The organism is Stenotrophomonas sp. 112478_Sma (genome assembly GCF_056479905.1).
Map to the genome: position 1 here is coordinate 654,167 of NZ_CM151072.1, position 13,920 is coordinate 668,086.

Consider the following 13,920-nt stretch of genomic DNA (forward strand, 5'->3'; position numbering starts at 1 on the left):
GGATGCGCCCAGAAGCGCAGGCCGGTCACCTTCCGGTGTCGCAGTCGCCGGCGGTGCACCTGCCGGTCCTGTACACCCAGGTCCTGGACGGCCTGAGGGTGATCGAAAACGGACGTTATCTGGATGGCACGTTCGGTCGTGGCGGTCACGCACGTGGCGTGCTCACCCAGTTGGGGCCGGAGGGACGCCTGCTGGTCATGGACAAGGATCCGGAAGCCATCGCTGTGGCCGAGCGCGACTTCGCGCCGGACCCGCGCGTGTCGATTTTCCGTGGCAGCTTCGCCCAGCTGCTGCAGTGGAACGAGACGGCCGAAGGCCTGGATGGCGTGCTGTTCGATCTCGGCGTGTCCTCGCCGCAGCTGGACGTGGCCGAACGTGGTTTCAGCTTCGGCAAGGACGGCCCGCTGGACATGCGCATGGATCCGGACAGCGGCGAAAGTGCCGCGCAGTGGATCAACCGCGTCGAAGAGCGCGAGATCGCCGACGTGCTGTGGACCTACGGCGAAGAGCGGCAGAGCCGGCGCATCGCCCGCGCCATCGTTGCCCGCCGCGAGAAGCAGCCGTTCTCCCGCACCGCCGAACTGGCCGAACTGATCGCGTCGGTGATGCCCCGTGGCAAGGACAAGATCCATCCGGCCACTCGCAGTTTCCAGGCCATCCGCATCCACATCAACCGCGAGCTGGCCGATCTGGAGGCCGGGCTCGACGCGGCGGTGGAACGGCTCAAGCCCGGCGGCCGGCTGGCGGTCATCAGCTTCCATTCGCTGGAAGACCGTATCGTCAAGCAGTACATGAACCGTCTGGCCAAGGCGCCGCCTGCCAACCGCCGCCTGCCTGAAGCGGTCGCGTTCGTGCCGACCCTGGACCTGATCGGCGGGGCCATCAAGGCCACGGACGACGAACTGGCCGCCAACCCGCGCGCGCGCAGCGCCGTGCTACGCGTGGCCCAAAAGCGGGAGGCCGACGCATGAGCCGCCTGCTGCTGATCATTCTGCTGGCCTCCACCGTGGCCTCGGCGATCGGCGTGGTGTTCGTGCGCCACCGCCACCGGCAGACGTTCATCGAGCTGTCGCGCGCCGAGCGTGCGCGCGATGACCTGAACATCGAATTCGGCCGCCTGCAGCTGGAACAGGCCACCCTGGCCGAAGCCAACCGCGTCGACCGCATCGCCCGTGAAAAGCTGGGCATGAAGTTCCCCGAAGCCGCCGACGTAGTGGTGGTGCGCCCATGAGCAAGACCGGCCGCAACCGTCCACGCAACGCCTTCAACCTGCGCCAGCGCCTGCGCTGGGTGGCACTGGCGCTCGGCCTGTGTTCGGTGTCGCTGGTCGGCCGCGCGGCCTACGTGCAGATCATCAACAGCGATTTCTACCAGCGCCAGGGCGAGGCCCGCTACCTGCGCGAGCTGCCGATCAAAACCTCGCGCGGCATGATCACCGACCGCAACGGCGAACCGCTGGCGGTCTCCACCCCGGTGGCCTCGATCTGGGTGAACCCGCAGGACCTGCTGCGCGCGCCTGACCGCATTCCGGAATTGGCGCAGGCCGTGGGCATGTCGGTGGACGAGCTGAGCAGCCGCCTGTCGCAGAAGTCGGACAAGGAATTCATGTACCTGCGTCGCCGGATCAATCCGGACGAGGCAGAAAAGGTGGTCGCGCTGAAGATTCCAGGCGTGGCCGCGCAGCGCGAGTTCCGCCGCTTCTACCCGCAGGGCGAAGCGATGGCGCATGTGCTGGGTTTCACCAACATCGACGACCGCGGCCAGGAAGGCCTGGAACTGGCGTTCGACGAATGGCTGCGCGGCAAGCCGGGCGCGAAGCGGGTGATCCGCAACCGCAAGGGCGAGACCGTCGAGAGCGATCTGCTGCGTGCCGCCGAACCGGGCAAGGACCTGACCCTCAGCATCGATCGCCGCATCCAGTACCTGGCCTTCAAGGAACTGCGCAATGCGCTGGTGGCCAACAAGGCGGCCGGCGGTTCGATGGTCATCATGGACGTGACCACCGGCGAGATCCTGGCCATGGTCAACCTGCCGACCTACAACCCGAACTCGCTGACCGGTGCGTTGCCCGATTCGCGCCGCAATCGCGCGGTGACCGATCTGGTCGAACCGGGCTCGACGATGAAGCCGTTGACCATCGCCACCGCGCTGCAGGCAGGTGTGGTGACCAAGGACACCATCGTCGACACCAATCCGGGTTACATGACCCTGGGCCGCTTCACCATCCGCGACGTGCCGCGCAACAACGGGGTACTGAACGTGACCGGCGTGATCACCCGCAGCTCCAACGTGGGTGCCGCCAAGGTCGCGGCGAAGATGCCCGACCAGACCTTCTATGACGGTGTGCGGCGCTTCGGCTACGGCTCGGTACCGCACAGCGGTTTCCCGGGTGAGTCGGGAGGTGTGGTGATGCGTCCGGGCCGTTGGTCGGGAACCACCAAGACCACCATGTCCTATGGCTACGGCCTGTCGGTCACGCCGTTGCAGATCGCCACCGCGTACTCGGCGCTGGCCAACGGTGGTCGCCTGATTGCACCGACCTTCGTCAAGGGGCAGCGCAACGAAGGCCAGCAGATCATCGACGAGAACGTCGCCAAGCAGGTGGTGGCGATGATGGAAACGGTGGTCACCCAGGGCGGCGCCAAGCAGGCGGCGGTCCTGGGCTACCACGTCGCCGGCAAGACCGGTACTGCGCGCAAGGCCGGCCCCGGCGGCTACGAGCGCGGTCACTACAACGCGCTGTTCGCCGGCGTGGTGCCCGCCACCAACCCGCGCTTCGCCACTGTCATCGTCATCAATGATCCGCAGGCCGGCAAGTTCTACGGCGGCCTGGTGTCGGCGCCGGTCTATCACAACGTGATGGAAGGCACTCTGCGCCTGATGGATGTGCCGCTGGACGACCTGCAGTCGTGGCTGGCCGCGCAGCAGTCCGGAAAGATGGGGCACTCGGCCTCGATCCTGCCGGCCCCGCCGGCCGAGACCGCGCTGCCGGTCGATGCCGCCGCCGAATTCGATGCCGCGCTGCCCAGCGCGCAGGTCCAGACGCCGCCCGCCACGGGAGGCACGCAATGAGCCCTTCGATGTTGCTTTCGCAGTTGCTTCCGGACGTGGCCCTGGCGGGCCATGATCCCGTTCTGACCGGCCTGGTGCTGGACAGCCGTGCCGTACGCCCCGGCAATGCCTTCGTGGCCATCGCCGGCTTCGGCGCACATGGCCTGGGCTTCGTCGATCAGGCGCGCGCGGCGGGCGCCGGCGCGATCCTGTTCGAGCCACCGGCACCGGACGATCTGCCCGCACCGGCCGATGCCATCGCGGTGCCGGGCCTGCGCGCACGCATGGGCGCAATGGCTGACCAGTTCCACGGTGCACCGTCGCGGGCAATGGCGATGGTGGGTGTCACCGGTACCAACGGCAAAACGTCCACCGTGCAGCTGCTGGCCCAGGCCTGGCATCTGCTGGGAACGCCCAGTGGCAGTATCGGCACGCTGGGTGCTGGACTTTACGGCGCGGTCGAGCCGACCGGCTTCACCACGCCGCTGGTGCTGCAGATGCATGCCCTGCTGGCGCAGCTGCGCGACCAGGGTGCGCGTGCGGTGGCGATGGAAGTCAGTTCACATGCGCTGGACCAGGGCCGCGTCGATGCCGTGCATTACGACGTGGCCGTGTTCACCAACCTCACCCGCGATCATCTCGATTACCACGGCGACATGGCCAGCTACGGCGCGGCCAAGGCGCGGCTGTTCCATCGCCCGGGCCTGAAGGCGGCGGTGATCAACCTCGACGACGCGTTCGGTCGCCAGCTGTTCGCCGACCTGCCGGCCGGCGTGCTGCCGATCGGCTTGAGTTCGCGCGGTGCGGCCGATGCCAACGTGCGCGCCGAAGCGCTGCAGCTGGACGGCCGTGGCATCGCCTTCGAACTGCTCATCGACGGCCAGCGTGCTGCCGTGCAGTCGCCGCTGCTGGGCCGCTTCAACGTCGACAACCTGCTGGCCGTGGCCGGTACCCTGCACGCACAGGGCCAGTCACTGCCGCGTATCGCCGAGGTACTGTCGGCGCTGCAGCCGATCCGCGGCCGCATGAACCGCCTTGGCGGCGAGCAGGGCCTGCCGACCGTGGTCATCGACTACGCGCACACGCCGGATGCACTGGAACAGGCACTGGACAGCCTGCACGGGCATCTGCAGGGCACGCTGTACTGTGTGTTCGGCTGTGGCGGTGAACGTGACACCGGCAAGCGCCCGCAGATGGCGGCCATTGCCGAGCGGCTGGCCAACCAGGTCATCGTGACCGATGACAACCCGCGTGGCGAGGACGGTGACCGCATCGTCGCCGACATCCTTGCAGGATTCACCGATGCCGGCGCGGTGACGGTGCAGCGCAACCGTGCGCGCGCGATCGGCCTGGCCGTGAAGCGCGCCGGTGCCAGCGACATCATCCTGATCGCCGGCAAGGGCCATGAGCCCTACCAGGAGATCAAGGGCGTACGCCACGACTTCGACGACACCGAAGTGGCGGCCGCTGCACTGGCTGCCAAGGCCGGTGTGCTGGCGGCGGAGGGTGCACGATGAAGCGCACCCTGCTGTCGCTGATCGCGCACTGGGCCGGCGGCGAGATCCACGGCGACGATGTCGCCATCGATGCCATCAGCAACGATACCCGCAGTCTTGGCCCGGGCAGCCTGTACGTGGCCCTGCGTGGCGAGCGCTTCGATGGCCATGACTTCGCCGCCGACGCGCAGGCCCGCGGCGCCAGCGCGCTGCTGGTCGAGCGCCTGCTGCCGGTCGAGCTGCCGCAGGTGCTGGTCGCCGACAGCGAACTGGCGCTGGCGAGGATCGCCACGGGCATGCAGCGCGACCGCAGCACCGAGGTCTTCGCGATCACCGGCAGCAACGGCAAGACCAGCGTGAAGAGCCTGCTGCTGGCCATCCTGCAACAGGTGGCACAGCACGCGCACAAGGTGGTCTATGCCAACCCGGGCAACCGCAACAACGAGATCGGCCTGCCGCTGGCGGTGATCGATGCGCCGGAAGATGCCGACTACGCCGTCTACGAGATGGGCGCCGGCAAGCCGGGCGACATCGCCTACCTGACCGATATCGCCCGCCCGCGCTATGCGCTGGTCAACAACATCGCGCCTGCGCATCTCGAGCGGATGGGCAGTCTGCTCGGCGTGGCCACCACCAAAGGCGCCATCTACGCCGCACTGCCGGCCGACGGCGTGGCGGTGATCAATGTCGATGATGCCTACGGACGCTGGTTCGAGCAGCACTTCGTCGGCGTTCCGCCGCGCTGCCGCGTGCTGCGTTACGGCCTGGAACACACTGCCGACATCACCGCGCGTGACATCCGCGCCGGTGCGCAGGGCAGCCAGTTCACGCTGGTCTCGCCGATGGGCGAAGCACGCGTGGTGCTGGGCCTGCCGGGCCGCCACAACGTCAGCAACGCGCTTGCTGCCGCCAGCCTGGCGCTGGCTGCCGGCATCGACCTGGCATGGGTTGCCGCCGGCCTGGCCGACGCACAGCCGGTGCCCGGACGCCAGATCGCGCACCAGTTGCGCAATGGTGCGGTGCTGGTGGACGACAGCTACAACGCCAATCCCGGTTCGCTGGCCGCCGCCATCGATGCGCTGGCGGCCGCCCCGGAAGAGGGCTGGCTGGTGCTGGGTGACATGCGTGAGCTTGGCCCGGATGCGCAGTCGCTGCACGCGCAGGCCGGCGTCCGCGCGCGCGCCGCAGGGCTGAAGCGCCTGTATGCGCTCGGTCCGCTCAGTGCCGCCGCCGCCGCCGCGTTCGGCGAAGGCGGCCGCCAATTCGCCACCCATGACGCGCTGTCGCAGGCGTTGAAGGACGAGCTGCACGCCGGCGTGCGCTGCCTGGTCAAGGGTTCCCGTGGCAGCGCCATGGACACGATCGTCAAAGCGCTGCTGGCGCAAGGAGAGGAATCCCCGCATGTTGTATGAACTGGCTCGATGGTTGCAGCAGTTGGAGAGCCTGTTCGGGCTGTTCAACTACCAGACGTTCCGCGCCATCCTTGCCGCGTTGACGGCCCTGTTCCTGTCGCTGTGGCTCGGCCCGGCGATGATCCGCAAGCTTGCCCAGTTCAAGGGCGGCCAGCCGATCCGCAAGGACGGCCCGCAGACCCATTTCTCCAAGGCCGGCACGCCGACCATGGGCGGTTCGCTGATCCTGCTGACCGTCACCCTGTCGGTGCTGATGTGGGCCGACCTGCGCAACCGCTACGTCTGGCTGGTGCTGGCGGTGATGCTGTGCTTCGGCGCGATCGGCTGGTACGACGACTGGATCAAGATCGTCCGCCGCGACCCGAACGGCCTGAAGTCGCGCTGGAAGTACCTGCTGCAGTCGATCTTCGGACTGGCCGCCGGCCTGTTCCTGTTCTATACCGCCGATGTGCCTGCCGCACTGACCTTCTACATTCCGATGTTCAAGTCGGTGGCGCTGCCGCTGGCCGGCATCGGCTTCGTGACCATCGCCTACTTCTGGATCGTCGGCTTCTCCAACGCGGTCAACCTGACCGATGGCCTGGACGGCCTGGCGATCATGCCCACCGTGCTGGTCGCCTGCGCGCTGGGCGTGTTCGCCTACGCCTCCGGCAACGTGGTGTTCGCCAACTACCTGCAGATCCCGCAGATTCCCGGTGCCGGTGAGCTGGTCATCATCTGCGCCGCCATCGCGGGCGCCGGGCTGGGCTTCCTGTGGTTCAACACCTATCCGGCGATGGTCTTCATGGGCGACATCGGTGCGCTGGCGCTGGGCGCGGTGCTGGGCACGATCGCGGTGATCACCCGCCAGGAACTGGTGCTGGTGATCATGGGCGGCGTATTCGTCATCGAGACCCTGTCGGTGATGATCCAGGTCGCCTCGTTCAAGCTGACCGGCAAGCGCGTGTTCCGCATGGCGCCGATCCACCACCATTTCGAACTGAAGGGCTGGCCGGAGCCGCGCGTGATCGTGCGCTTCTGGATCATCTCCGTCGTGCTCGTGCTGATCGGCCTGGCCACGTTGAAGGTGCGCTGACGATGAACGACCTGTCCCGCCAGGCAACACGCCTCGAAGCCATCGAAGGCAGCTACGACAAGTGGCTGCTGGGTGCGATGCTCGCGCTCACCGGGCTGGGCGTGGTGATGGTGGCGTCGAGCTCGATCGCGTTGATGAGCAGCCCGTTCTACTACCTCAACCGCCACCTGGTGTTCCTGGCGATCGGCATCGTGCTGGCGGCCATTGCCGCGCGTACCGAGCTGAAGTCCATCGAGCAGTACAACCAGGTGCTGCTGCTGGGCTGCTTCGCACTGCTGCTGGTGGTGTTCATTCCCGGTCTGGGCAGCAGCGTCAATGGTGCCCGCCGCTGGATCAACCTGGGGGTCTCCAAGTTCCAGACCGTGGAAGCGGTGAAGGTGCTGTACATCGTCTGGCTGTCCAGCTACCTGGTGCGCTTCCGCGACGAGGTCAACGCGACCTGGCCGGCGATGCTCAAGCCGCTGGGCGTGGCCGGTGCGCTGGTGGTGCTGCTGCTGCTGCAGCCCGACTTCGGTTCGTCGACCCTGCTGCTGGCGATCACGGCCGGCATGCTGGTGCTGGGCGGAGTCAACATGCCGCGCATGTCGATGCCGGTGATCATCGGCCTGGTCGGCATGAGCGCGCTGGCGATCATCGAGCCGTACCGCATGCGCCGCATCACCTCGTTCCTGGACCCGTGGGCCGACCAGCAGGGCGACGGCTACCAGCTGTCCAACGCGCTGATGGCGGTGGGGCGCGGCGAGTGGACCGGCGTCGGCCTCGGCAATTCGGTACAGAAGCTGTACTACCTGCCCGAAGCACATACCGATTTCATCTTCTCGGTGACCGCCGAGGAATTCGGCTTCATGGGCACCTGCGTCATCATCGCCCTGTTCGCGCTGCTGGTCGGCCGCACCTTCTGGCTGGGCATGCGCTGCGTGGAAATGAAGCGCCACTTCTCCGGCTACATCGCCTTCGGCATCGGCCTGTGGATCAGCATGCAGACCTTCGTTTCGATCGGCGTGAACCTGGGCATCCTGCCGACCAAGGGCCTGACCCTGCCGCTGATCTCCTCGGGTGGTTCGTCGGTCCTGATGACGTGCGTGGCGATGGGCCTGCTGCTGCGCGTGTCCTACGAGCTGAAGCGTGCCGAGCGCCGCCAGGCCGTGCGCATCGGCGGCGGCGACGATGCTGCCACCGCACCGGCCGAAGAGCCGTCCGCCCCGTCCGCGGGGTCGCTGCCGATGGGCGCGGACGCGCCTGCCGGCGCGGGCCCTGCCGTGCGTGGCACCAGCCGCCTGCAGTCCCGCGTCGAACCGACTTTCGGGAGGCTCGGATGAGTGCTGCCGACCACAACGTTCGCCCGGTGATGATCCTGGCCGGTGGTACCGGCGGGCATATCTTCCCAGGGCTGGCCGTGGCCCGCGTGCTGCGCGAGCGTGGCGTGCCGGTCACCTGGATGGGCGCCGAAGGCGCGATGGAAACCCGGTTGGTGCCGCAGCACGACATTCCGATCGACACGCTGTCCATCACCGGCCTGCGTGGCAAGGGCAAGCTGGCACTGCTGGGCGCACCGTGGCGGCTGATGCGCGCGTTGCGTGCGGCCGGCATGATCATCCGCCGTCGCCAGCCGCGTGCGGTGATTGCCTTCGGCGGATTCGCCTCGGGACCCGGTGGCATGGCCACCCGCCTGCATGGGCTGCCACTGCTGGTGCACGAGCAGAACCGCGCACCCGGCATGACCAACCGCATCCTGTCGCGCTACTCGCGCCGCCTGCTGACCGGGTTCCCGGGCACCTTCGCCAAGGGTGAAGAAGCGGTGGGCAATCCAGTGCGCGCGGAGATCGCCGCGATCGCGCCGCCGGAACAGCGTTTCGCCGATCGCCACGGTCCGTTGCGCGTGCTGGTGGTGGGCGGCAGCCAGGGTGCGCGCGCACTCAACAGCGGCGTGCCGCAGGCCATCGCAGCGCTCGGTGCGGAAGTGCCGGTGCAGGTGCGCCATCAGAGCGGCGAGAAGCTGCACGCCGAAGCGGTCGAGGCCTATGCCAAGGCGGGCGTGCAGGCGCAGATCACTCCGTTCATCGCGGACATGGCCGAGGCATTCGCGTGGGCCGACCTGGTCGTGTGCCGTGCCGGGGCATCCACCCTGGCCGAGCTGTGCGCGGTCGGTGTCGGCAGCGTGCTGGTGCCATTCCCCGCCGCCGTCGACGATCACCAGACCCGCAACGCGGAGTATCTGGTCGAGCGCGGCGCGGCGGTTTTGCTGAAGCAGGACGGAACGCTGGCAGACGGCATTGCCGCACTGCTGCGCGATCTGTCCGAAAATCCCGGCCGCCGCATGCAGATGGCGCAAGCCGCGCGTGCCCTGGCCAAGGTCGATGCCGCCGAGCGCATCGCCGATATCATTCTCGAGGAAGCTGTATGAAGAAGGCATGCCAGCGCGCCTGCCCTGCGCGAGGCCGCGCATGATCCGTCGCCTGCACGACACCAACGACCTGGTGCGCGCCTTCCCGCGCGTGCACTTCGTCGGCATCGGCGGCACCGGCATGAGCGGCATCGCCGAAGTGATGCTGACGCTGGGTTATGAAGTGTCCGGTTCGGACAATGCCGACAATGCGGCCACCCGCCGCCTGGCCGGCCTAGGAGCACGCATCATGCGTGGCCATTCGGCGGCCAATGTGCTGGGCACCGACTGCGTGGTGGTGTCCAGCGCGATCCGCGAAGACAACCCGGAGCTGATGGAGGCGCGCAGCCAGCGCATTCCGATCATGCCGCGTGCGGCGATGCTGGCCGAGCTGATGCGCTTCCGGCGTGGCATCGCCGTGGCCGGCACCCATGGCAAGACCACCACCACCAGCCTGACGGCAGCGGTGCTGAGCGAGGGCGGCCTGGACCCGACCTTCGTGATCGGTGGCCAGCTGCTGGCCGCCGGCGCCAACGCCAAGCTCGGCGGTGGGCAGTGGCTGGTGGCAGAGGCCGATGAGAGCGATGGCAGCTTCCTGCGCCTGAATCCGCTGATGTCGATCATCACCAACATCGATGCGGACCACCTGGAAAACTACGGCAACGACTTCGCCCGGGTGCAGGCCGCATTCGCCGAGTTCCTGCAGCGCCTGCCGTTCTACGGGCTGGCGGTACTGTGCATCGACGATCCGGAAGTGGCTGCACTGGCCGCCAGGACGCCGCGCCACGTCATGAGCTACGGCATGAGCCCGCAGGCCGACGTGCGCGCCGAGAACGTGGTGCAGGAGGGCTCGCGCATGCGCTTCACCCTGCGCCTGCCGCAGGGCACCAGCCAGGAAGTGGTGCTGGCACTGCCGGGCAGGCACAACGTGCTCAACGCGCTGGCCGCCGCTGCGGTCGGTTGGCAGCTGGGCGTGGCACCGGATGCGATTGCGCGTGCGCTGGAGGCCTTCGCCGGCGTCGGCCGTCGCTTCAACGACCTGGGCGAAGTCACCACCGCCAGCGGTGCCAGGGTGCGGATCATCGATGATTACGGTCATCACCCGAGCGAACTGGAGGCGGTGTTTGCCGCTGCCCGCGGCGGCTGGGCCGACAAGCGCCTGGTGGTCGCGTTCCAGCCCCACCGCTACAGCCGCACCCGCGACCAGTTCGACAAGTTCGCTGCAGTGCTGTCCAGCGTCGACGCGCTGGTACTGAGCGAGGTCTACCCGGCCGGCGAGGAGCCGATCGCAGGTGCCGATTCGCATGCGCTGGCACGCGCCATCCGCGCCCGCGGCCGCAGCGAGCCGGTGGTGGTGGGCAAGGCCGCCGAGCTGGCGAGCGTGCTGCCGGACGTGCTGCAGGATGGTGACCTGCTGCTGATGATGGGGGCCGGCGATATCGGCGCCGTCGCCACCCACATCGCAGTGGAAGGCTTCAAGGCGGAGGGCGAGGCGTGAGCACGCTGACCTTCCCGCCGCTGCGCAGTACCGACCCGGCCGTGTTCGGCCGCGTCGCCGTCCTGCTCGGCGGTACCTCCAGCGAGCGCGAGGTGTCGCTGGACTCCGGCCGCAACGTGCTGGAGGCGCTGCAGTCGCGCGGCGTCGATGCGTTCGCCGTGGACGGCATTCCGGCCCTGGCCCGGGCATTGGCCGGCGGCGGCATCGATCGCGTGTTCAACATCCTGCATGGCCACAACGGTGGCGGAGAGGATGGCATCGTGCAGGGCCTGATGGACGCCTTCGGCGTGCCGTATACCGGCTCGGACGTGCTGGGTTCGGCATTGAGCATGGACAAGATCCGCACCAAGCAGGTGTGGCTCTCGGTCGGTTTACCCACCCCGCAGTACCGGAAGGTCACTGCCGAGACCGTCCACGCACAGGCGCGCGAGCTAGGCCTGCCGGTGGTGGTCAAGCCGGCCAACGAAGGCTCCAGCGTGGGCATCAGCCGTGTGACCGACGAAGCAGGCCTGGACGAGGCGGTGGCGTTGGCTGCGCGCTACGACGGCCAGCTGCTGATGGAGCAGATGGTAGTCGGCGACGAGCTGACCGTCGCCATCCTTGGCGACGTCGCACTGCCGTCGATCCGCATCGTGCCCAAGGGCCAGTGGTACGACTACAACGCCAAGTACATCGCAGAAGATACCCAGTACCTGTGCCCGGGCCTGGACGGCGAGGCCGAGGACGAGATCCGTCGCATCGCGCTGGCCGCGTTCCGCGCCGCCGGCTGCCGTGGCTGGGGGCGCGTGGACGTGATGCGTGACCGCGCAAGTGGCCGCTTCTTCCTGCTGGAAGTGAACACCGCGCCGGGCATGACCAGCCACTCGCTGGTGCCCAAGGCGGCCCGCCAGGCCGGCATCGGCTTCGAGGAGCTGGTGTGGCGCGTGCTTGAACAGACCCTGGAGGCTGGCCACGCATGAACGCGGTGCTGCGCATCTTCGTCTGGCTTCTGGCGCTGTCGGTGGTGGCACTGCCGGTGGTGGCCGTGGTCAATGGCTGGGTCGGCGCCGAGCGCTGGCCGCTGGCGAAGCTGCGCGTGCACGGTGAATTCAAGCGCGTGCCGGCCGAGCAGCTGCAGCAGGTGCTGTTGCCGTATGCGCGTGCCGGGTTCTTCGCGGTCAAGCTGCAGGATGCGCAGGACGCACTGGAGAAGCTGCCGTGGGTGGAAAGCGCGCAGGTGCGCAAGCAGTGGCCTGACGTGCTGGAAGTGACCCTGGTCGAGCACAAGCCTTTCGCCCGCTGGGGCGAGGGTCGCCTGCTGTCCGAGCAGGGCAAGCTGTTCCCCACGCCGAAGAAGCTGGCCGACCTGCAGCTGCCCGAGCTGGATGGCCCCGACAGCCAGACCGAGGAAGTGGTCAAGCTGTACAACGATTCACGCGCGCTGTTCGCGCCTGCCGGCGTCGACGTGCGCCGGCTGACCATGGATGCGCGCGGCAGCTGGTCGCTGGTGCTGAGCAACGGCACCGAAGTGGTGGTAGGACGCGATGACGCCCGTTCGCGCCTGCAGCGCTTCGTGCGCGTGCTGCCACAACTGGCCAACCAGGCTGCGCCGATCGAGCGCGCCGATCTCCGCTACACCAATGGTTTCACGCTGAGCTGGGGCACCCCGGCCGCGCCGGCTGACGCGCCGGCGACCCCGGCAAGAAGGACGCAGGAAAGGACATGAATCGCAAGGGTGACAAATCGCTGATCGTCGGCCTGGATATCGGCACCTCCAAGGTGGTGGCGCTGGTGGGCGAGTATTCGCCGGGCAACCCGATCGAAGTGATCGGCATCGGATCGCACGAGTCGCGCGGCCTCAAGCGCGGCGTGGTGGTGGACATCGAATCGACCGTGCAGTCGATCCAGCGTGCGGTCGAAGAGGCCGAGCTGATGGCCGGCTGCGAGATCCGTTCGGTCTACGCCTCGATCTCCGGCAACCACGTGCAGTGCAAGAACTCGCCGGGCATCGTGCCGATCCGCGATGGCGAAGTGACCTGGGGCGACCTGGACCGCGTGCTCGACGCTGCCAAGGCGGTGGCGATTCCGGCCGACCAGAAGATCCTGCATGCGATCCCGCGCGAGTACGTGCTGGATGATTCGCAGGAAGGCATCCGCAACCCGGTGGGCATGACCGGTGTGCGCCTGGAAGTGCATGCACACCTGGTGGTGTGCGCGCAGTCCGCCGCCGCCAACATCAGCAAGTGCGTGCAGCGCTGCGGCCTGCAGGTGGATGATCTGGTGCTGTCCTCGCTGGCCTCCAGCGTGGCGGTGCTGACCGCCGACGAACGCGAGCTGGGTGTGGTGCTGGTCGACATGGGCGCAGGCACCACCGACATCGCGGTGTTCGTGCAGGGCGCGATCTGCCACACCGCATCGCTGCCGATTGCCGGCGACCACGTCACCAACGACATCGCGCACATGCTGCGCACGCCGACCCCGGAAGCCGAGCAGATCAAGGTGCGCTACGCCTGCGCCCTGGCCCAGCTGGCCACTGCCGAGGAGAGCATCCAGGTGCCGTCGGTGGGTGATCGCCCGCCGCGGCGCATGCCGCGCCATTCGCTGGCGCAGGCAGTGCAGGGCCGCTACGAGGAAATCTTCGAGATGGTGCAGGCCGAACTGCGTCGCTCCGGCTTCGAAGAGCTGGTGCGCGCGGGCATGGTGCTCACCGGCGGTGCATCGAAGATGGAAGGCGTGGTCGAGCTGGCTGAAGAGATGCTGCAGATGCCGGTGCGCGTGGGCATTCCGCAGCACGTCACCGGCCTGGGCGAAGTGGTCGGCAACCCGGTGCACGCCACCGGCGTGGGCCTGCTGCTGATGGGCAGCCAGATCGAGCATCCGCGCCGGCCATCGCTGCCGACCGGGCGCGCCGGCAGCATGTTCAAGAAACTCAAGACCTGGTTCCGCGGCGAGTTCTGACGCGGAACCCGTAACGCCGGGCATCGCCCGGATGCAACACCCGCAACACAACGCAACACCGGCAACAC

The 13,920-nt window shown here is 68.0% G+C and carries 12 protein-coding genes; all 12 read left to right on the forward strand.

Annotation, left to right across the window (positions count from 1 at the left end; genetic code table 11):
* The first annotated feature begins 2 nt into the window (after positions 1–2).
* The 12 genes from rsmH to ftsA are packed head-to-tail and all read left to right on the forward strand — an operon-like array spanning position 3 to position 13,852.
* Positions 3–971 (forward strand): 16S rRNA (cytosine(1402)-N(4))-methyltransferase RsmH, encoded by a 969-nt coding sequence (gene rsmH / locus ACZK08_RS02920; RefSeq protein WP_053516464.1) that lies wholly within the window; start codon positions 3–5, stop codon positions 969–971.
* Entirely contained in the window at positions 968–1,231 is a 264-nt protein-coding gene (ftsL, locus tag ACZK08_RS02925) for a cell division protein FtsL (RefSeq protein ID WP_053516463.1), read from the forward strand. The genes rsmH and ftsL overlap by 4 nt, the downstream gene beginning before the upstream one ends.
* Positions 1,228–3,072 (forward strand): peptidoglycan D,D-transpeptidase FtsI family protein, encoded by a 1,845-nt coding sequence (locus ACZK08_RS02930; RefSeq protein ID WP_065182805.1) that lies wholly within the window; start codon positions 1,228–1,230, stop codon positions 3,070–3,072. Before ftsL ends, ACZK08_RS02930 begins: the two co-directional genes overlap by 4 nt.
* Positions 3,069–4,568 (forward strand): UDP-N-acetylmuramoyl-L-alanyl-D-glutamate--2,6-diaminopimelate ligase, encoded by a 1,500-nt coding sequence (locus ACZK08_RS02935; RefSeq protein WP_065182804.1) that lies wholly within the window; start codon positions 3,069–3,071, stop codon positions 4,566–4,568. Before ACZK08_RS02930 ends, ACZK08_RS02935 begins: the two co-directional genes overlap by 4 nt.
* Positions 4,565–5,959, forward strand: a complete 1,395-nt coding sequence (locus ACZK08_RS02940; RefSeq protein WP_065182803.1) for a UDP-N-acetylmuramoyl-tripeptide--D-alanyl-D-alanine ligase — start codon at positions 4,565–4,567, stop codon at positions 5,957–5,959. The genes ACZK08_RS02935 and ACZK08_RS02940 overlap by 4 nt, the downstream gene beginning before the upstream one ends.
* A complete protein-coding gene (mraY, locus tag ACZK08_RS02945) occupies positions 5,949–7,034 on the forward strand; it encodes a phospho-N-acetylmuramoyl-pentapeptide-transferase (protein ID WP_053516457.1) in 1,086 nt (361 codons plus the stop codon). The genes ACZK08_RS02940 and mraY overlap by 11 nt, the downstream gene beginning before the upstream one ends.
* A gap of 2 nt (positions 7,035–7,036) precedes the next feature.
* Positions 7,037–8,353, forward strand: a complete 1,317-nt coding sequence (gene ftsW, locus ACZK08_RS02950; RefSeq protein WP_065175812.1) for a putative lipid II flippase FtsW — start codon at positions 7,037–7,039, stop codon at positions 8,351–8,353.
* The gene (murG, locus tag ACZK08_RS02955; RefSeq protein ID WP_065175811.1) at positions 8,350–9,438 is read left to right on the forward strand and encodes an undecaprenyldiphospho-muramoylpentapeptide beta-N-acetylglucosaminyltransferase; all 1,089 of its coding nucleotides are present in this window, start codon (positions 8,350–8,352) and stop codon (positions 9,436–9,438) included. Before ftsW ends, murG begins: the two co-directional genes overlap by 4 nt.
* Before the next feature lie 40 nt (positions 9,439–9,478).
* Positions 9,479–10,915: a UDP-N-acetylmuramate--L-alanine ligase gene (gene murC / locus ACZK08_RS02960; RefSeq protein WP_053516454.1), complete on the forward strand. Its 1,437-nt coding sequence runs from the start codon at positions 9,479–9,481 to the stop codon at positions 10,913–10,915.
* On the forward strand, positions 10,912–11,874 hold the full coding sequence (locus tag ACZK08_RS02965) for a D-alanine--D-alanine ligase (RefSeq protein WP_065182802.1): 963 nt from the start codon (positions 10,912–10,914) through the stop codon (positions 11,872–11,874). Before murC ends, ACZK08_RS02965 begins: the two co-directional genes overlap by 4 nt.
* Entirely contained in the window at positions 11,871–12,620 is a 750-nt protein-coding gene (locus tag ACZK08_RS02970) for a cell division protein FtsQ/DivIB (protein WP_053516451.1), read from the forward strand. The genes ACZK08_RS02965 and ACZK08_RS02970 overlap by 4 nt, the downstream gene beginning before the upstream one ends.
* Positions 12,617–13,852, forward strand: coding sequence for a cell division protein FtsA (gene ftsA, locus ACZK08_RS02975; protein WP_005408083.1), 1,236 nt, complete (start codon positions 12,617–12,619; stop codon positions 13,850–13,852). The genes ACZK08_RS02970 and ftsA overlap by 4 nt, the downstream gene beginning before the upstream one ends.
* The last annotated feature ends 68 nt before the right edge of the window (positions 13,853–13,920 follow it).